A 21,707-nucleotide genomic window follows, 5' to 3' on the forward strand; every position below is an offset into this window, starting at 1 on the left:
CTAGTTTATTTATTAAAATCAATATTTATATAATATCCGAATTGAATACCTATATCCAAAGCACTTAGAGAATTATTATTAATAATTGTATCGCTTATGTAGTTATTATGCTGAAAATGCAAAGGGAAATCATAATTAGCGTACACTCCAATCATCCAATAGTTAAATATACTAAAATCAATAGAAAATCTTACATAAGGTATAACAGCACTCTCAAATATATCGCTCAAATCTCCAAAACTAAATCTATAAAATCTGTATTTATTATATGAATCTAATTTATATGTAGCAGAACCAGGTATCTTAACTCCTCCGCCGGCACCTAAAGATATAAAACTAAAATTAAATCTAGCATATCCTCCTATAAGGAAACTGTCAAACTGATAATTTTCTGTTGCTCTTTTTCCATTTACAGTGTATCTTAAATCATAAGAATCATGATAATATCCTAAATCAAGAAGAACAGAAAAAGACATTGATGATGAGTTTATAGGCTGATTTACCCCTATGAAAAATGCAAATCCGGAATCAAAATCTCTAAAACCTGAAGGAAAAACTTTTGATGCATTTGTATTAGCTCCGCTTAATGCAAACTGGCTTATAAATCCTACTGCTAGATTTGCTGCCTTCAAATTATGAAAAGGAATAATTAATATAAAAAAAGTTATAAATAATACTTTTAGTTTTAATTTCATCATATCTTCCATTTATGTAGCCTTATATAGTATAATATAAAGATATTATAAAGTCAATATAATAATAACATTATTAAAAATATAATATATAAATAATTATAAAAAAATATAAATTTACTACATTTTTTCATAATGCTAAATGCTATATTATACATAAAATTAATAATCATTATAATGTTCAAAATATTAAAAAATATATTAGAAAATCTGGCCATACATTCTTTGAAACAAAATATAGAAAATAAACAGCCTATTATATTTGAAATAATATATATAATAAAATACACTTTATTGTTTTCTTTATCTATTCTAAATAGAAATATATTAACTAAAAGAATTACAGAAAATATAAAATAACCTAATAATAAAAAAGATGAATGCTTATCATTCATAAAGTAATATATAATCATAAAAATTGATATAATACTTAAAAATAATGTTAATACCCTAGAAACACTAACTGATAATTTCGTATTAATCATTTTATTATAAATAACATAAGAAAAATATATCACAGAAGTTTTTAAAATTATAAAAATAGAAATGCTTATTTTCAATTTTTTCATATTATCATTAATAAAAAATCTTATAAGCCTTCTTATTTCTATTTTTCCATTAAAATAAAAAAATGCAAATATTGAAAGCATTATCAAAGAAATAATAAAAAATATTAAAAAAGACCATATAATCATTTCAGCAATCATAGTATAAAAATCGTACAAAGTGTGCATTTTTTTTATATTATATCTTATGTACGCCATACCGGATATAAAAAGCATAATAAAATTAGCTGATACTATATGTATTATTAATTTAATAAAAGAATTTAAATCATCAAATGGATATGTTAATATATTATAATCAAGTTTATACAAATAAAAAGCAGTCAAAAATATTAATACAAATGATATTAATATTGATTTAATACTAATTGGATTAAGTACAAAAAGAAAAATAAATATAAAAAAAGTTAAAGGTATTAAAAAAGAAAATAATATTCTGATATAAAATACAAAATCTTCTTTAACAATATTTTCTAATGATGATAAATCTGTATTATAATTTAAATTTGGAATATTAATATTAAATAAGGATATTATATATATAAGAGATATAATCACTATAAAACTAATACCTATAATAATATTAAAATTTCTAACTATATTTTTATAGGCAATAGTATTGGTATTATTTACATCTATATTATTCACGATTAATTATCTATACCCAATATATTAATCATTTCATTTTCTATCTGCATTATATCGGAACTATCTTTAATCTGAGAATATTTATCTTCTAAAGCTTTATCATCTTTATCAGTATTAGATTTTTCAAGTTCTTGATAATAAAGTTTATCCGCTATTCTCAAAGTTTTATCTGATATTACAGCCTTTTCATAATTATTTGCTAAATGAAGCATATCGAAACCAGCATCAGTTTTCAAAAGTCCGTAAAGCATATCTTCTTTCCATAATGATTTCGGTTTAAACTTATAAGTCTTATACGCAAACTCATCTACATTAACAACACCATTTTCAGAAAATATATCCTGAGCCATATTGGCATACATATCAATAAGAAGTATTTTATTTTTTCCATTCTCTTCATATAATCTTTGAGAAGTATTTAATCCTTGTCTGCTGCTGCCATTTAAAGATTTTCCTAATACGCTTTCCAAATCCAATTCTAAATTATCCTTCAAAAGTACGGTATATGATGCTGTACCTCCTCTTCCTCCTGAATGTTCATAAGTACCTGTAAGCATTATTTCTTCTTTACCGTCATTATTTATATCGCATAAGAAAAAGTTTGGATAATATATAGGGAAATATAATATATCATATAAATATTCAGCGTATTCATCTCTGTTAAATTTTCCATTAGATATAAACTTTGAATTAGTAACAAAATCTTTTAAATCATTTGTTTTTATCATAGTTATATTAGCTGAATTTAATTTTTTATCATCTCCCAATCTAAAATTAAATGTTTCTTCTGTATCATAAGATGCATATCTTGTATTTCCAATATACATAGGATTAAAACAATATACCTCTTTTAATTTATCTTCGTAAACAGCATAAACAAAAGTATTCTTATTAAACTCTAAAAAATATAAATCTGATAATTCATCATACTTTTCTTTAGGAGATGAATTCTCAAGATTATAAAAATCTTTATAGTTAGATGATCTGCTTCTTGGAATATAAGTCTTTACATATCTATTCATTATATTAGTATTAACAGTATCATTTATAACACCAATATATGAAATATGGGCTGTACCTTCATAAATTATAGAAGCAAGATTATAATTGTTCTCATTATAAACATCTAAATAACCTGCTGTTTTATATATATATTTTAGAAAATTCTTTTCATAAGCATCAGCAATTAATTGTTCAACTTTTAAATCTTCCGGTGCCTCTATTATATAATTAATTAAATTCATTTTATTAGAATAAACTTCATTTATATTATCATGTTCATTAACTATGCCGACCATCATGTTAATATTAGTACCGCCTGATTTTTTCCATTCTTTTAAATAATTCTGAATATCTAAAAAATAATATAATGAATCTGTAGCCATATGAGATAAAAATAAAGCAAAATAAATATCAGCATCTTTATTTTTAATAGTTAAAAGTAAATCTCTTGCCTTTTTCAAAGCCAAATTTCTTTCAACATATATATATTCGGAAGCATAATATGAAGAAAAATCATCCCCGTACAAATCTAATCCATCTATTTTAGCTTCATATTGATTATGATAGGCATTAGATATAAAATCTATTGAATATTTTTTTATATCATTATCGCCGACAAGTTTCCTATTAAGAAAGTCTTTATTTCTATTTAAAATGTTGCTGTAAGATTCATCATAATAATAATTAGTAAGTGCATTAGTGAAATTATTTTTATCTCCTCTAACAGCTTTATAAACATATTTCATATCAAAAAAGTATGTATATTTCTTTTTTCCATTATTTAAACTTAAATTTTCTTTTTCAGAATCATTAGCAGCATTTTTGCATCCATGAAAAACCAATACCAAAATAACAATAGAAACTATACAAAATACTTTTTTAAACATAGTAACCCCAATAAAATGTTTGTACTATTATATATATAAAATACTTTTTTACAAGTATAGATAATTTTTATATTAAAATGTTTTCTTCTGTATATTTATCAAAAATATGAATCTTATTTAAATCAAATTCAATAAAAACATGCTGTTCTCTTTGATAATCATCAGAACTATTTGTACGTATGACTATTTGAGAATTTCCAAATTTCATATATAAGTAACTTTCAGAGCCTATCATCTCTATAACATCTATAACACCCTCCATCATATTTGATGAAGATGCTAAAGAGTTATCTTTATATAAAGTAATATTTTCAGGTCTTATTCCTAATATAACTTCTTTTCCACTATATGAATTATCTAATTTAGATATTTTATCATTATTCAATTCTATTTTATACCCCTCAAAATTCGCATGCCACTTATCATTATTTTTATTTAATAAAGCATTAATAAAATTCATTTGAGGTGCACCGATAAATCCTGCTACAAATAAGTTCTTAGGGCTATTATAAAGAGTTTTAGCATCATCAGCCTGCATTATATCCCCATCTTTCATAACAACGATTCTAGTACCCATCGTCATAGCTTCAATTTGATCATGCGTAACATATACAAAAGTAGTTTGAAGCTGCTTATGAAGTTTAATTAATTCTGTACGCATTTGAACTCTTAATTTAGCATCAAGATTGGATAAAGGCTCATCCAATAAAAATACTGACGGATTTCTTACCATAGCTCTTCCTAAAGCTACTCTCTGACGCTGACCTCCGGATAATGCTTTAGGTTTTCTGTTTAATAAATGAGATATATCAAGAACTTTGGCAGCCCATTCAACGCGTTTCTTTATCTCTTCTTTCGGAGTTTTTCTAAGCTCCAAACCAAAAGCCATATTTTTAAATACAGACATGTGAGGATATAAAGCATAATTTTGAAAAACCATAGCTATATCCCTGTCCTTAGGTGCCGTATCATTTACTAATTTATCACCTATATAAAGCCTGCCGTCTGTTATATCTTCAAGTCCGGCTATCATACGCAAAGTTGTGGATTTACCGCATCCTGACGGACCTACCAATATTACAAATTCTTTATCCTCTATATATAAATTGAAATCTTTAACAACTTCAACATTATTATCATATACCTTTCTAATATGTTCAAATTTAATGCTTGACATAACTTCCTTCTTTATATTGTAATTAATTTATTAAAATATGATAGGTATATTAATTTTTAAATCATATAACAAATTTTTTAAACTCATCTGCTAGCAAATTAGCATCGGTACCAACAACTATATGTACTTCATTATTATTAATTTTCTCTAAAGCAGGATAATATTTTTTTATCTCTTTTGTATTTACTTTATCTGCATCTTTTACTTGTAATCTCAATCTAGTAGCACAATAACCAACTTTTGTAATATTATCAATACCACCTAATAAAGGAAGAATCAATGAAGTTTTAATGCTTTGACTTCCTAATAACTTTTTCAATTCCTCAGCAAGAAAATCAGCCTTTGTACCAACAACTACATGCACTTCTTTATCATTAATCTTTTGTACAACAGGATAATATTTTTTTATCTCATCTGCATTTATTTTATTAACATCTTTTACTTCTAATCTTAATCTAGTAGCACAATAACCAACCTTTATAATATTATCAATACCGCCTAATAAAGGAAGAATCAATAATGCTTTATTAAAATCAGATGTATTATTTGAAACTAAATTCTTTAATTCCTCAGCAAGAAAATCAGCTTTTGTACCAACAATTATATGTACTTCTTTATCATCAATTTTTTGTACTGCAGGATAATATTTTTTTATTTCTTCTGTATTTATTTTATTAACATCTTTTAATTGTAATCTTAATCTAGTAGCACAATTGTTTATCTCTATAATATTTTCTCTTCCGCCAATTAATGGAATAAGCATTAATGCTCTATTACAAGGGCTGTCATCTGAATCTATAATCTTTCTTAATAATTCTGCGATAATACTTGCATTAGTACCAACAACTATATGCACTTCTTTATCATCAATCTTTTGTACTGCTGGGTAATATTTTTTTATTTCTTCTGTATTTATTTTATTAGTATCTTTCAATACTAATCTTAACCTAGTAGCACAATTATTTATTTTTACAATATTTTCTCTTCCGCCGATTAATGGTATTAAAAAACTCACCTCTTCTTCATTAGAATGACCATCTGTTTTTTCTTTTTTATTAAATAAATTAAATAACATTATTAAACCTCATAATTTTTATAACGCTATAATACTAACACAATATTAATTTTTTTCTAGTTTAAATAAAAAATAATTTTATTCGAAGTAAATAATATAAAAGACAAGAGAATTAATTACTTAACTCTCCTGTCTTTTGTAGATAGGTATAAACATATATATAAATTTGATAGTTTCTATATTAATTATTCATCTAAAGTTATTAAAACCTCCCTAGGCTTACTTCCATTCTCTGGTCCAACTATTCCCTGACGCTCCATTATCTCTACTATTCTAGCAGCTCTGTTATATCCTATTTTTAAACGGCGTTGTAAGAATGAAGCACTAGCTTTACCTGTTCTAGCAACCAACTGAACTGCATCCTCCCAAAGCTCTTCATCAAGTATATCTTCCTCATCTGTATTTTTATCATCAGCATCACTACCCTCTAAAGCAGCAATTAAACTCTCATCAAACATAGGCGACATTTGTCCGGATAAATAATCAACAACCTTTTTAACTTCATTATCAGAAACAAAAGCACCCTGTACTCTATCCGGCATTTGACTTCCGGAAGCACAGAATAAAGCATCTCCTTTACCCAATAACTGTTCAGCACCTGACATATCAATTATAATTCTTGAGTTTGTTTTGTTAGGTACTTGGAATGCTATTCTTGTTGGAAGATTAGCTTTTATAACTCCTGTAACAACATCAGCAGAAGGTCTTTGTGTAGCTATAATTAAATGTATACCAACTGCTCTACTCATACCAGCCAAACGTGATATTAAATCTTCTACCTCTTTTGAAGCAACAACCATTAAGTTATGAAGCTCATCTATTACAAGCACTATATATGGGAACAACTCTAAAGGCTCTCCGTTAAATTCTGTTTCACCCTCTTTAAGTAATTGTCTTACCTTTTCATTATAAGTTTTAACATTTCTAACAAAGAATCTTTCCATTCTCTCATATCTCTTTTCCATTATATCTACAATGTATCTTAATACTATTGTGGCTTTCTTCTCATCAGAAACTACAGGAGACATCAAATGAGGTATTCCATTATAAATAGAAAGCTCTACTCTCTTTTTATCAACAAATATAAATTTAAGTTCATCCGGTCTAAACTTATATAAAAGTGAAAGTATTATTGTAGATAAGCAAACACTTTTACCGGAACCTGTAGTACCAGCAACCAATAAGTGAGGAGCTTCTGACATATCAGACACAACATTATTACCATAAATACCTTTTCCAAGTACGAATGGTATATCTAATTTAGATTGTCTGAAATCAGTACTTTCTAAAACATCTCTTAAGAAAACTGCATTTCTAACTTTATTAGGTATCTCTATTCCTATAACAGAACGTCCTGGTATAGGTGCTATTATCCTTACACTTTCGGATGCTAAAGCTAATGCAATATTATCTGTAAGGTTAGAAATTTTTGAAACTCTTATTCCGGATGCAATCTCAAGTTCATATCTAGTAATAACAGGTCCTCTTGATACTCCTGTTACTTTTGCTTCAATATTAAAGTCTAATAAAGTATGTTCAAGCTGCATTGCTGTTTGTTTAATAGACTCCATCATAGCACCGTCATTTACAGGTATGGATCTATTTAATAAATCAAAAGGCGGATGCTTATAATGTTTATCAACATATTTAGTATCAAAATTAGACTGTATACATTCTGTATCCATATTTTTAATACTTTTAGTACCAATTATAACTTTCTTAGGCTTTTGCAATGTATCTACAGTCTTTGGTGATTCCATATTTATAAAACCTGATGCTTCTTCTGCAGAATTATTTATTTCTTCTGTTTTTTTTGTTTCTTCTATCTCTTTTACTTCTTCGCTTTTTTCTGCTGGTTCTATATTTTTTAATTCTTCCGATTCTTTGATAATTTCTGATTCATATTTTTCTGAATTTTTATTTATATTAGCAATGTTTTCTAATTTATTATGCTCTTGTAAATTATTCAAATATTCTGAATACATATCATCATCTATTATATAATTATCAGATTCATAATTAATTCTAGTATCTTCAATATCCTCATCATTAGCATGGTAAAGTTCTTCTTCATCTAAATCAAATTCATCTATTTTACTGTCAGTATAATGATTATAATTTGGTATATGATCCGCTCTGTTGTATTCTCTTTTTGAAGCATAACCCATACCAAATTCAAATGCTTCTCTCTTCTTTTTATTTATTTCAGGTGCTTTATTATATGCGGAAACATATTCTTCTTTTTTATTTTCTTCTATTATTTTTTCATCTTCATATAATTTATTATTTTCATTTAATTCGTATGATTCATTTATTATATATTGATTATTTTCTTCTTTCTCATCTTCTTTAGCTTCAATAATTCTTTCTATTTCAAGATTTTCTTCTTCAGGATATTTATATTTTATATATTTTTCTCCTACATTATATTTAGCATAATTGTCAACAGAATCTTCATAAGCAGCTCTTTTAAAATCAGATTTTCTTAAATAATTTATATTATAATCAAGTTCGCCAATATATTCTTCTACATCTTCATTTTTTTTTTTATTTATAAAGTCATTATAATAATCTCTATAAAAATTGTCTTCCTTTTCCATAGAACTTTCATACACTGGCGTATTATAACTACTATTATTATGCACTCTCTCTCTTCCAAATACAGTTTCTGCTAAAGTTAATCCTAAATCTTCCTCTTTAGTCTCCATTATATTTACATTGATACCGGTAAAATGACTATTTTTTAAATTTGATACTATATTATCTATTTCTCTATTTTCTGAATCACTTTTATTAAAAAAATCATTCATAATACTGCTTTTTTTAGATAAATCTTCCCTATATTTTTTTTCATCAAAACCATAATAATTTGCATCTCTTTTTTCTATAAAAGGTGTAGTTTTAAACTCTAATTCGCTTACCTCTTTAGTATAAAATAAAGGCAAATAATCTTTTGTATAAAATTTTTCATCATTATTATTTTCTATATTATTATTTTCTTTAGTTTTAGTATTTTTTATTTCTAAATCTTTTATTCCATTAACAACTTTTTTCTCTATATCTTTTATTTTTTCTAAATCTACATTTTTAAGCATATTTCTAAAATAATTTACCAAATCCATTATAGACACTTTAGTAAATACTATAGCAGTTATTAATAATGCTGATATTACTATCATAAAGGCGCCTGTTTTTCCAAATATAGATACCAAAGAGCCTCCAATAAACTCTCCCATCATACCGCCTTTATTATAAAAATCTAAATCACCTAAAAATATATTCAATAATACACTAAGAAGTATCATTAATACAGATGACGATAATGCAGATATAAGCACCTTATCAGCAGAGTTTTTTAATATAATATTAACACCCGCATATATAAAAAATGCTGGTATTATATATGATGAAAAACCAAATGCTAAAAAAGAATAAGAAGATATATAAGCACCAAATATTCCTAATAAATTTGTTATATCTTTTCCAGAATTTAAATCCTCCATATTCATACTAAAATATGAAAGAAGAAGTATTCCTGCAAATAAAAGGCATAAAAAACCGACTATATCAAAAAATATATTTCTATTTTCATATTCTTCTTCAAAAGATTTATTTTCAAGTCCTTTTTCTTCGGCTCTTTTTTGTATTGCTAATTTTCTTTTAAATAATCCCATAATAAAACTCCAATACCTAAATCACACTTTTATGAAATATAGAAAAACAGCTATTCCTACTATCATGCAGTAAAAACCAAAACAGAAAAGTTTACCCTTTTTCAAAAATACAAGCAAAAACTTCAATGCTATAATACCAAAAACAAATGCTGTAATAAATCCTACTAAAGCATAAGTAAGGTTAAAATCAGCAATATCCTTTATAGAAAGAAGCAAAGCTCCAAATATAGCAGGAAGAGATATTAAAAATGAAAATCTACCAGCCAAATCTCTATTTAATCCTAAAAATAAAGCAGCACTTATGGTCATACCGGATCTTGAAATACCCGGAAAAACTGCAACTGCCTGTGCTAAACCTATTACAAATGCATTATAATATGTCATTGTAAATATATTTTTTAAATCATTACTGTAAGTGTTTTTATCCAATTTTCTAGTTAAAAGAAGTATACATCCTGTTATTATAAGATTAAGTCCTATCCTTTGTAATTCTAAATTGCTTAAATACTTTTCTAAAAGAAGTCCAACTATAGCAACTGGAATAGATGCTATAATAACCATAAGCGATGTTCTAAATCCTTCATCATTTTTACTGGAATTCTTAACATCTTTTAAACCTGTAAAAAAACCTGTTATAGCTTTTATGATATCTTTATGAAATATAAAACAAGTAGCTAAGAAAGTTCCAAAATGAAGTGCCACCTCAAATGATAATATATTCTCTGCATGAAAATTAAGAAAATGCTCAATTATTCTTAGATGCCCGGAACTTGATACCGGTAAAAATTCAGTTATAGCCTGCACCAAACCTAAAATTATCGCTTTAATCATTAAACTACCCCGTTTTGTTTACATAATACTATAATAATTCTCGGATAGTTTTAAAAAAGCAATAGAAAAAATTATGTCAACTACATTAGAACAAGTTACCTTATATATGTTTTGAAATAACTTTTCAATTATATTAACAATATGATTATAGTTATTATTTAATCAATTTATAATGAAATATTAATTATAAGAGAAATTTGTATGTAAAATACAATAAATAAATATTTAAGCATAAAACTGAAAATAGTTTATATCCCGCTTTCCTGTATATCCAGAAAAGTTCACTAAAACCATTCTTTAAGCCATAAGCAACAGGGTATCGAGACCTGGAAAAAGCATGTTTTCCTAGCCACCGAAATCCAGCTTTCCTACATAACTAATAAAAAAATATCACTGAAAGATAAAGTTATCATCCGCTTATTTTTTTATAGCCAAAGGCACAAACTTTTGAGTAGGGTATCTAGACATAATTATATCAGGATTAAGAGACTGAATATTGCTTTCCTGTATATCCAGAAAAATTCAATAAAACCATTCTTTAAGCCATAAGCAACAGGGTATCAATACCGCTTTTTTAAGCGATTATATTTTTTCCTATCTACTGTGTAGTTTACATACAAATATCAAATAACTTCTTTATAAGATAATACATTTTTTATTTTTTTCAAGACATTTTTTATTTTTTAGGCCTTTTTCAAAAGTACTTGACAAAATCAATTGTATAGAATAAAACATTTGTAAAATACTTAAAAAACAGCATAAAAACAATTAAGGCTTTCTCTAATAAAGAGAAAGCCTTAAACTATTTATAAGATATATAATTAATTATCAACAAAATAGAAACTTATTTGACCTCCTAAATCAACAGCTCCTAAATCATTTTTAGTAAATCTTGAATCATTAATTTTTGGTCCGAAATCATACCCAGCATAAAATCCAATGCCCATAGCTGTATCATCACTAAAGAAAAACAAATAATCTAAAGTAAGTTTAATATACGGTATTACAGAACTAGAATATTTGCCTTTTAAAGCACTCAAATTATAATAATAATTAGCATTTTCAAATTGATTATATGTAGTATTATAATTTTGTGTTGATTCTCCGCCTGCTAATGGAATTTTTACTCCAGCACCTATTCCTATAAAAAAGTTAGCTATATTAAATTTAGGCAAAATACCTATAAGCAAGCTATCAAAATAGTATGATGTATTAACTGACTGATATGCTCCTCCAGTACCTGCAGCTTTACTTTCTTTATATGAATAAACATCTCTATGATAAGCTATATCTAATGCTACAGAAAATCCCATATAATCATCAAATCCAGAATAAATACCAGGTGTTATTCCTATACCCCATTCAAAGCCAGCTCCTGATGTTAATTTACCATCATTATTATTAACACCTAATTTATAATCCTGATAGCTCTGTGAAATAGATGCCCCAAGCGGTATATACAAACCTATTCCTGCATTAAAATCTGCAAAAAGATTTGATATTTGGGTTAAAAAAATTATACTGATTATAATAGATATCTTTTTCATAATATCCCCCGTATTCATTTGTTATACTTATATTATAATATATTGTAAACAAAATGTCAAGAAAAAGTAAATAATTTTTACTAAAAAATACACAATGTAAAAATTATTTATCTCTTGGTATTCCGGGTAATATATAATCAAATAAGGCATAATTAGCCATATAAAGCATATTTCTATCACTTGTATTTATAGTATTTATAGGAACTCTATTAGTTTTTATAAATCTATAAGCATCTATTATTCCGTCTCCAAAATTATTATATAGGTATTTCATAACTGTATAATAATCACCTGAATTATTGGTTGTATAAGTAAACATAAGTTTAGTTTCACTTCTTGCTCTTAAATATCCAAAAATATCAGCATTTCTAGCAGGAGATAAGAATAAATCTATATCATTAAAAGGCTTATTTCTGTTAGTATCTATACCTATGTAATGAGTTAATCCAATATTTCCTTTAGGTTCATTAAAAGACTGAACTGCTGCAGTTTCTAATGAGGTATAGAAATTAGTTCCAATATTCAATTTAACAGTAGGCTTTCCAATATTTAAAATATAACTAGGAGAATATTTAAACTCTCTTATTTTTATTACATCATTATTTTTAAAAGCATTCAAATATGCAAAAGGAACTGTAAATAAATTAGCATAAGAACCTGTTATATAAATTCTCTCTACTCTTTGAGAATCTTTAATTATATCTGATGACAGCATTCCGCCTTCAATAGATTTTAATGCATTTCTTCTATCCCTTGCCTTTGAAGCATTAGTAAAGCTTTCTAAATAACTGCCTAATTTTTTCATATCAATTAAATTAGCTTTCTTAACTTCAGAATCACCTACAACATAACTGTAAGCAACATATTTATTATTCTCATAAGCATAGAATATAAACATTGTATTAGTATTCTCATTAGAAAATATTTCATAAGCATTTTCTATATTATTATCAAAGTCACTCTCAGGAACTCTTATTTTATTCAAAAGACCGTATATATACGCCGAATTAGTTTTATATAATGAATAGAATCTATCGGCAAATGATGATACGGTTTCTGTTTCAAATATATATTGATTTCCATAAATATAATTCATTGTTCTGAATATATCATTCTCATTTGTAACTTTATTATCTAATATTGTATTTGCAACTGTTAATATCTCATTAGTATTTTTCATTCTGCTCAAGAAATTAGTTACTGTATCAATAGGTGTCTTAGCATATATCAAATCATATAGAACAGCAACTTCAAGAATTTTATCTTTATTATCTCCATCAACTTTATTTGCTATATAATTTAAATATCTTACATTTTCTTTTGCATTATCTCTAGCTTTCAAGAATCTTGATAAAGTTCTAGGAGTAAAATATTCATCAATCAAATCATAATTGTTATTAGTATATAAATATATAAAATGCAATGCTCTGTTTGCTCCTTTAACAGCACCTTCTTCTCCCATTCTTCTATAAACAGGAAGCATCGATTTAATAAATTTATAAGCATTTGAATCACTTATATTACTATATGAACTAGCAAAGAATTTGTATCCTTCTTCAGAAAATATGTATGCTGTGTTTGTATCTTTTGCATTATATCTATCTTCAACAATCTTAGCATAATTAAACATTTTCTCATCATCGCTTTGAGAATATGCTATAACATTAGACATCATAGTAATAGAAGGATTGGCATTATTATCATAAGATGTATAAAGTCTTGTCTTAAATTCATAAGCTGCATTAGACAATGATGACATACTATAATCGGGTTTACCATATATAGTAAATAAATTATTATCATATCCTTTCATTGTTTCTTCTAATGAATTAGTTGATAATCTTCTAAAGTAATTTGTATAGAACATCATTCTCGAATCTTTACCGCTATTACCAACAACTAAAGCTATATTATTAATATTTCTCAAAACTCTTCTATTTTTATCAAATGTTTCCTTATCACTATATACAATATAAAGATTCTTACTCATAACATTTGATATATCAGAAGCACTCGCACCTGTTATATCAACAACTAAAGGAACATAAGAATTTGTAACTATATCTTTAAGTTCTATAAATTTAAAATTACCTCTTCTTCTCCTTCTATTAGTAGATGCAGAATCATTTGAAGATACAGTATTGGTATCACTATTATAAGCTACATTCACAGCTAAATTATTAGTATTATAACTATAAGTATTATTTGTAGAGTTAGTATTACTTGACATACTCATAGTATTTATTTCTTTTTCAGTATTTCTTGCCGTTCTAAAGAATGAGATTAATTTAGTATCTATATATGCAGTTTTAGGAGGAAGCATATACTCTGTAGAATCATAAAGCTCCCTTACAAAAATATTTCTATTACTTATACTAATAGGTCTAAATCCTATATGAGTAACATAATTTTTTGTCTTAGGCATAGCATTGCTCTGTATATAGAATGAGGTTTTTCCATTTTCTCTTACAAATCTATATCCTAAATAAGTATCCCAAATTAAAGTCTCATCTTTACGCATAGATCTGTCAATATCTTCAGGCTTAACATCGCATATAACTATTGATTCTATAGGAGTACCAGAAAATTGCGATATAGCCTCTTTTTCATAACTCAAAATTTCTTTAAGCATTGCAGACTCTGTTTTACTGTCATAAGGAGTTGCCACAGCATTTAAATATCTTTGATATGAATAAAGAGCTTTTTCATAAAGTTTATAGTATTCTCTTAAATAATAATTATTCTCTCCTAATGTATAAAGTCTTCTATCCAAAAACTTTCTTCTCATATCAATAGCATCAAACATGGCAAGTATATTCAAACTAGCATCCGGGTATTTATCTTGAAGGAATTCTATAACTTTATATTTTGCTTGTCTTAATATAAAATTATTTCCTTCAACAAAAGTTATCATGAATACACTTTCTCTAAGTCTTTGAAGTATTCTAAATACATACTGCACAGGATAATCCAAACTATCAGGATATCTATCTCTATATTTAGTACTAAAATCAATCAATGTTGTAAGAATAGCTATTTCCTCAACAGCAAAAGCAGAAACCTGTGCCTTAGAGAATGCTGACATATATTCCCTTGCTGCCTCTTCAATATAACCTGCAAGCTCATAAGCCTTAGCTAAATTATATCTTATTATTATTTCTGTTTTCAAATCAACTGGAAAATTAGAATTTGAGGAAAGAATATATTTATATCTGTCAATAGCATCTTTAAGCATTGATAATCTTTGTATATTTATGTCATAATCCGTCATATCTGTAGGGTCATCATTTTTCTTTCGATTATATTCTATACTATTATCCGCTGTAAGTTTAAATGCCATTATATATTTAAATGCTGCTATATGAGAATATAATAATAATCTATCTTTTGTACTTACGGAATTATTAGTTGACAATATTTGAAGAGTTTTTGTGGTATTAAAAAGCTCTATAAAAAATTCTCTTCTAATAGAAGTTAAATCATTTTCTGATAAATATCTTAAATATAAAGATGATAAACTAAGATAATTCTTAGCATCATTCTCAGCATTTTGATACTGCAAACTAGGATTATTTGCAAGTGTTTTTTCATCCAAAGTTTTTTTATACTCTTCTATAGAAGCCTTGAAAGACATAATAGAATTTGACTGTTCGCCCTGCTGATAATATAAATAACCTTCATTATTGTAATATGTAGCTAACATCAAAGGCTGAATAGATTTTTTAGGCTTATCTTTAATAATATAATTTCTATAAGAAGATAAAGCCTCTCTTGCCTCAGAATATCTGCCCATCTTCTCATACAATTCCTGGTATATAGAATAAAGCATCTGCTGTTTATCAACATTCAAAGGTTCTCCAGGTATATATCCTCCTAAAGATGCCAAACCCAAATTTATTATATTAATATTAGCACCATAAAAAGTTATACTCAAATAATTGGGAGTATATAAAGAAGAATCTAAACTGTCAATTTTAGCTTTTACATTATCGCAATACATTAATGCATTATTATAATTTTCTAATTTTAAATAACATGCCGCAAGCAATAGCTGATTAAGTTCATTTTTATCAACATCATTTTGTGTAAGCTTATCTCTCTCTAATAAAGACTCTATAGCTTTTTTATAATCTTCCTGCTCTATTGCTGCTATTGAAGTATATCCTACTATTTTATAAACAGACTCTTTATCGCCCAATTTTTCAAATAATTTACGTGCCGATTCATATTCTCTGTAAGCTCCATTTACATCATTATTCATCCAAAGCGAATAACCATGGAAGAAATGATACCAAGCCATACTTTTATCACTTCCAGCTTGTCTAATTAATTTTTCTGCCTCTTTATATTCATTAGCAGCATCCGAATATCTGCCGTTTATTAAATATGAGTTAGCAAGCATTAGAGAAACCACATTAGGCTTAGTTCTAACCTTACTTTTAGCCATTATAAGAGAATCTATTATTTCAGAATCTAAATTAGCGGTTTGAAATGCCAGCATGTTATAACCCATATATTTATCATTGGTTACAGCATCATCTTTATATGCAGGTACAAGTTCTATTACACTCTTATATGTTTTCTGATCCTGTAAAACCTGCATCTTCAATGCTTGTGCAAATGTAAGCATTTCAGCTTTTTTTATATAATAATCTTCATTATCCGGATATAAGAATATTGCAAAATCAATATATGATTTAGCCTTATCAACTATAGCATTAAAAGACTTATTCAAATACAAATAAAAGCCATCTTCTCTTTTCTTCTCACTTAAAACGTATCTATCAGGACTATATTGTTTTCCTATAGCCATAGAATAATATCTATTAGCTAAATAATAATAGGCATTAGCAAGCTCAGCATGTGCCTCATGATCCGAATATCTTGTAGATATGATATTTTTTTCTCTTTCGACAATAGTTTTTTCAAGAGAATCTATAGTACTATATGCCCTAAGTCCGCTTTCTATTAATTTTGATGATGAAGAAGCATCATTAGGATTATATTTTAATACTTCCTGATAATTATCATAAGCAACTGCATATCTTCCTTCATTGTATGCACTATCTGCTAATGACTTATAATAATTAGCTAAAATAATTTTACATTCATTAGCTTCAGATGTAGAATTAAAATTATTTCCTCCTGAAGTTAAAGCATTCTTAAACAAAGCATAAGAACCATCATCTTTTTGTGCCAAAAGAACTTTAGCATTTGCATAATATCCTAAAGCAAGCATTATATCATTTCTGGATTCAATATAAGGTTTAAATAAATTTGTAGCATCATTATAGTTTCTTGAGAGTATTAAACTATCTAAATATTTTAGTCTTGCTGCAACTGATAATGGAGCATAAGGATGCGCATTAGTTAATATCGAATCATAAGGAATTTTTGTATCTTTTATAAAATCTTTAGCTATCTCTAATCTTTCAGAAAATATTAAATCTTTCCTTCTATAAGGATTATTATAAATATTTTCATTAAGAGGATATTTATATCCATTACCTTCAGCTGAGCGGGAATATAATTTCGCTATCAGCATGTATAAATCTTTTTGAGTATTTAATGTTATAATATTACTCAACATAGTTAATGTACTTGCATTTCTATTATTAGCTTTATATTTTTCATTTGCTGATATGTATCCAGCCCAAGAAACGAAATTAATAATTTCATCACTACCGTTATTAGTTAAAAAGTAATCATTAGTATAATATTTTATATCAAGCCAATTATCATTAGTATTAAAATTCTGATTTATTCTAGATGCTAAAAATCCTGCAAAAGTTTCTTGATATTCATCTGTAAGCACTTTAACCGCTCTATTATATTCAGTAGTATTTGTATTTGTATATGATGATATCATTATATTAAAATACGCCTTGGCTACACTGCTTTGATCATCATAAAAAGGAAAATATTCTGAAAATCTATCTATAACATCAAGTTTTCTTTCATAAGGAAGTTCTGTAAATGTACTATACATAGTATTAGCATTGGCATCTTTTATAAAATACTCTTTTGTAGAACCCATTGTTACTATACTTGTAGATCCTTCACTTACAACATAAGCTCCTACTAAAGCAGAAGGATACGCTACATTAAAAGTACTCAATTTTGTATCTTCATCCAATACATAATACTGATGAGTGGATAAAGAATATGACATTAGACGTCTTTTATCATAATAAGTTAAATTACCGTCTCTGTCTGAATCTCTTTCTATTTCAAAGAATATTATTGTGTCATCATTATAAAATGTAGGGTTAAATTTGAATGTTTTAGTATCAGTAAGAATAGTTAAATTTGTTTCTGCATTAGTGTCAGCATTTAAATCTAAAACAACTAATTGAGAATGTTTCTCTCCTATTTTTGAAGTTATAAAAGCTATTTTACTATCATCAAAAGAAAAAGTTGGAGAACTTGCCTCTATATCTGATAATTTCTTTAATTCTTTACCATTAGCTCTCATGGTAAATAACTTTTTAGTTCCAGCGTCCCTATCTGATACAAAAGCTATCATATTTCCTTTATGTGAAACTACTGGATCCTCATCATAACCTTTATAATCTGTAAGTCTTACAATATTTTGTTCTAAATTTTCTAAATCTTTTTTTGCAGTTCTTACACCAAAAATATTTACTAGTTTATATAGATAAATATCTCCAAATGCATCATCTCTAGTAGAAGAGAATACTAAATATCTAGATTTATCATCAATGGAAACAGAAGTATCTATACCAGGACTTCTAGTAAGTCTGTAATCTTCAAGAGTATACGAATCTACTGCAAAAATATCAGTATTTCCTGCATTTTCTCTTGCATAATATATCCAAGTACCTTCTCTATCTATTACAGCATCTAAAGCCGGATTAGACTCTCCTGATGTAAGAGAATATCTCTTATACTCTCTTAAAAATGGTCTGCTGCTGAATACTGAGTCTGAATTCTTTTGACTGGATGCACATGCAAATAGTACAAAAGAAATCAAAATTAAAATCTTAAATTCTACAAAATTTATTATCTTCATAAAATATTCTAATATTAGTATTTTTTTATATATTATTATATTATACAAAAAAATACTAATAAAGCAATATTACAAAAAATTAAAATGCATTTAATGCATCATCTACTGATTCATAAACTTCAAATAAATCTTCTAATTCTACAGTTTTTAAGATTTTTTTAATAATATCTGGAACACAAGCCAATACTAATTTTCCATCTTTTGATTTTATTTTTCTCATTATAGAAATGAATACTCTAATTCCGCTGGAACTCAAATATTCAACACCTGACAATTCTAATATTAATTTATTAGAACCTGATTCAACTAATTGTTCTAATTCTGTTTCTATAGAAATAGATAAATTAACGTCCAACTTTCCTTCTAGTCTAATTACTTTAGCTTTACCTTTATCTTCTATATTTAAACTCATATATACTCCTTCTTCATAATTATAACTTTTTAAAATTATAACAAATAAAAATGTTTAAGTCAATATTTAGAATATTAATATATTATTATTTATGATAATACTCCAATCATTGCTTTTTTTTCCCAATTTATATCGTTATACTGAGGAGAAGGAAAAGTATTCCATTTTATATTTTTTTTAGCCACCCAAACTTCTTTAGACTGAAAAACACCATTAAGCTCCATCCAATTATGAAGTCTGTCATAATAAGACGATTTATAAGCATAAGTGTAATACAATTTATTATTTTCAACAATATATCCTTCCATAAAAGTAGCCTTTATGGAAGAATAACCAGAAAAAATCAACATAAATTTATTTAAATAATCTGTATTACTATATACAGCCATATTATTATATTTAGCTTTAATAAATGTTAATTTCTTTTTATTATCTATTATAAGCTCAGCATCATCTTTAAACAAATAACGTTTATCAGCATTAACAGTTCTATTTCTTACAAGTTTTACCCATTCATTATCATAAGATATAATTTTCTTATTACTTATAAATAATAAAACTACAAGAAGCAATACAATAGATAAAATAATAAAAATATATTGCATTTACAGTTTTTAATTAATATAACTCTCCAGCATATTCCCCTTCAGACCAATTAACATCTTCAGGCTGTGGTACAGGATAAGAATCCCAATCTGCATCAGAATTTGCCACCCATCTTTCATTAGTAAAAGTAGAATTAGCTTTTTTCCATGAATCCAATTTACCTTGATAACTTCTTATATATTTTGAATATCTCATAACTTTACCATCTTCAATAGAATAACCTTCTACTAAATTAACACCTAAAGCAGGAGCATTATCATAGAACATAGAAATAGGAACTTGATGAGTATAATAAGCATGAGAATCAGATCTTGCACCTAAAAATTTATACATTTTTACTAGCAGCATAGGAGTTCTTCCAGAAATTAATTCTAAATCACCTCCTGGTCTTCCCTCATATAAAGCACCTTTCATATCTATTGTTTTCTTAAAAACAAAGTTAACCCAATTTTTTGAATAATCACTATCTTTAGTAATATTTTGAGCGTTCAATAAATTAAATGATAATATCAATAATATAAATAATATTATTATTTTCTTCATAATTTGGTATTCTCCTTTTTACAAATATACCTAATTTATTAAATCAAATTAAAAGATATAAATGTAAAATAATTATTTTAATCTTTTTATATTATCGACAAATTTAATACAATATAGACATCTTAATTTAAATTGATTATAATTTATTCAGCAAAAACTCTCTGCATTATTATATCTGATATGTATACAGCCAAATCTTCAACAGATATAAAACAATCATTTAAAATCCAATCTGTGAGAACTGATATGAAAGCTCCTGAATAAAAACTGCCCATTATTCTCATAACATTTTCTTTATCAGGACGTATAGTTTTGAAATCTTTTATACCTTCTATAACATAAGAGGCTAAATATTCCCGTAAAATTTTTGTAATGCTACCATCTTTGTTATTTTTAAATATGATCTTTAAATATTTTCTATTCAAATAAAAATATTGAAGTATTTTTTCCATTATATCTACATGAGAATCTTTTAATTTATTTTCTATTTTATATCTATTTAAATCTTCCAAGAACTTAGCTTCATATTCATCTAATTTCGACTTTAATAGTTCATATTTATCATTGTAATAAGTATAAAAAGTGCTTCTATGCATATTAGCTTTTGCACATATATCTATTACTCTAATATCTTCAAAAGGTTTCTCTTCCAATAATAGTCCTAAAGAATCTTCAAGTAATTTTTTAGTTTTTCTTACTCTTGCATTATTTTTATTTGAATCATTTTTCATATACAATGTTCCTATAAACTATAAACGAAAATATAATTAATTTTCAATACTACATCATATTATATTATAATCTTGTAAAATGTAAACTGTTAATATAACAATAATAAATGATAAATGAAAAAAAAATTATATTATAATGCTTATATAATCAACACTATAATATTTATGTCTATAAATTAGTAAAAAAACATACTAATTTATAAAAATATTATATAAAAACAATAACATAATATTTTTTTTAATAATAAGAGGTATAAATTCATACAAAAATTTATTATACTAT

Annotated in this window: 13 protein-coding genes; all 13 read right to left on the reverse strand. The window is 26.1% G+C overall.

Features of this window, described 5'->3' with window-relative positions:
- Positions 1–5 precede the first annotated feature (5 nt).
- Positions 6–707, reverse strand: coding sequence for a hypothetical protein (locus T324_RS0103960; RefSeq protein WP_028329064.1), 702 nt, complete (start codon positions 705–707; stop codon positions 6–8).
- A gap of 41 nt (positions 708–748) precedes the next feature.
- Complete coding sequence (locus tag T324_RS0103965) at positions 749–1,906, reverse strand: hypothetical protein (protein WP_028329065.1); 1,158 nt, start codon at positions 1,904–1,906, stop codon at positions 749–751.
- Positions 1,907–1,908: 2 nt separating this feature from the next.
- Positions 1,909–3,795: a hypothetical protein gene (locus tag T324_RS0103970; protein WP_028329066.1), complete on the reverse strand. Its 1,887-nt coding sequence runs from the start codon at positions 3,793–3,795 to the stop codon at positions 1,909–1,911.
- Between the two features lie 67 nt (positions 3,796–3,862).
- Positions 3,863–4,972, reverse strand: a complete 1,110-nt coding sequence (locus tag T324_RS0103975) for an ABC transporter ATP-binding protein (protein WP_028329067.1) — start codon at positions 4,970–4,972, stop codon at positions 3,863–3,865.
- Positions 4,973–5,033: 61 nt separating this feature from the next.
- Complete coding sequence (locus tag T324_RS0103980) at positions 5,034–6,047, reverse strand: PTS sugar transporter subunit IIB (protein ID WP_051436786.1); 1,014 nt, start codon at positions 6,045–6,047, stop codon at positions 5,034–5,036.
- Positions 6,048–6,232: 185 nt separating this feature from the next.
- Positions 6,233–9,721 carry a DNA translocase FtsK gene (locus T324_RS0103985; RefSeq protein WP_038375017.1) on the reverse strand — a complete coding sequence of 1,163 codons (3,489 nt, stop codon included), beginning with the start codon at positions 9,719–9,721 and terminating at the stop codon, positions 6,233–6,235.
- A gap of 21 nt (positions 9,722–9,742) precedes the next feature.
- Positions 9,743–10,552: an undecaprenyl-diphosphatase UppP gene (gene uppP / locus T324_RS0103990; RefSeq protein ID WP_028329070.1), complete on the reverse strand. Its 810-nt coding sequence runs from the start codon at positions 10,550–10,552 to the stop codon at positions 9,743–9,745.
- 821 nt (positions 10,553–11,373) lie between these two features.
- Complete coding sequence (locus T324_RS0103995) at positions 11,374–12,099, reverse strand: hypothetical protein (protein WP_028329071.1); 726 nt, start codon at positions 12,097–12,099, stop codon at positions 11,374–11,376.
- 103 nt (positions 12,100–12,202) lie between these two features.
- Entirely contained in the window at positions 12,203–19,132 is a 6,930-nt protein-coding gene (locus T324_RS0104000; protein WP_028329072.1) for a TolB-like translocation protein, read from the reverse strand.
- A 79-nt stretch (positions 19,133–19,211) separates the two neighbouring features.
- Positions 19,212–19,544, reverse strand: a complete 333-nt coding sequence (locus tag T324_RS0104005) for an STAS domain-containing protein (RefSeq protein ID WP_028329073.1) — start codon at positions 19,542–19,544, stop codon at positions 19,212–19,214.
- An 89-nt stretch (positions 19,545–19,633) separates the two neighbouring features.
- Positions 19,634–20,149 carry a hypothetical protein gene (locus T324_RS0104010; protein WP_028329074.1) on the reverse strand — a complete coding sequence of 172 codons (516 nt, stop codon included), beginning with the start codon at positions 20,147–20,149 and terminating at the stop codon, positions 19,634–19,636.
- A 13-nt stretch (positions 20,150–20,162) separates the two neighbouring features.
- Positions 20,163–20,693 carry a hypothetical protein gene (locus T324_RS0104015; RefSeq protein WP_028329075.1) on the reverse strand — a complete coding sequence of 177 codons (531 nt, stop codon included), beginning with the start codon at positions 20,691–20,693 and terminating at the stop codon, positions 20,163–20,165.
- A gap of 143 nt (positions 20,694–20,836) precedes the next feature.
- Positions 20,837–21,424, reverse strand: a complete 588-nt coding sequence (locus T324_RS0104020; RefSeq protein ID WP_028329076.1) for a TetR/AcrR family transcriptional regulator C-terminal domain-containing protein — start codon at positions 21,422–21,424, stop codon at positions 20,837–20,839.
- Positions 21,425–21,707 lie beyond the last annotated feature (283 nt).

It is taken from the genome of Brachyspira alvinipulli ATCC 51933, assembly GCF_000518245.1.
GTDB classification, from domain to species: Bacteria; Spirochaetota; Brachyspiria; order Brachyspirales; family Brachyspiraceae; genus Brachyspira; species Brachyspira alvinipulli.

Excerpts from the sequence above, each read along its gene's own strand:
- T324_RS0103995 (WP_028329071.1), bottom strand. The coding sequence starts at position 12,099 with ATGAAAAAGATATCTATTATAATCAGTATAATTTTTTTAACCCAAATA.
- T324_RS0103980 (WP_051436786.1), bottom strand. The coding sequence starts at position 6,047 with ATGTTATTTAATTTATTTAATAAAAAAGAAAAAACAGATGGTCATTCT.
- T324_RS0104000 (WP_028329072.1), bottom strand. The coding sequence starts at position 19,132 with ATGAAGATAATAAATTTTGTAGAATTTAAGATTTTAATTTTGATTTCT.
- T324_RS0104005 (WP_028329073.1), bottom strand. The coding sequence starts at position 19,544 with ATGAGTTTAAATATAGAAGATAAAGGTAAAGCTAAAGTAATTAGACTA.
- T324_RS0104020 (WP_028329076.1), bottom strand. The coding sequence starts at position 21,424 with ATGAAAAATGATTCAAATAAAAATAATGCAAGAGTAAGAAAAACTAAA.
- T324_RS0103970 (WP_028329066.1), bottom strand. The coding sequence starts at position 3,795 with ATGTTTAAAAAAGTATTTTGTATAGTTTCTATTGTTATTTTGGTATTG.
- T324_RS0103985 (WP_038375017.1), bottom strand. The coding sequence starts at position 9,721 with ATGGGATTATTTAAAAGAAAATTAGCAATACAAAAAAGAGCCGAAGAA.
- uppP (WP_028329070.1), bottom strand. The coding sequence starts at position 10,552 with ATGATTAAAGCGATAATTTTAGGTTTGGTGCAGGCTATAACTGAATTT.
- T324_RS0103975 (WP_028329067.1), bottom strand. The coding sequence starts at position 4,972 with ATGTCAAGCATTAAATTTGAACATATTAGAAAGGTATATGATAATAAT.
- T324_RS0103960 (WP_028329064.1), bottom strand. The coding sequence starts at position 707 with ATGGAAGATATGATGAAATTAAAACTAAAAGTATTATTTATAACTTTT.
- T324_RS0104015 (WP_028329075.1), bottom strand. The coding sequence starts at position 20,693 with ATGAAGAAAATAATAATATTATTTATATTATTGATATTATCATTTAAT.
- T324_RS0104010 (WP_028329074.1), bottom strand. The coding sequence starts at position 20,149 with ATGCAATATATTTTTATTATTTTATCTATTGTATTGCTTCTTGTAGTT.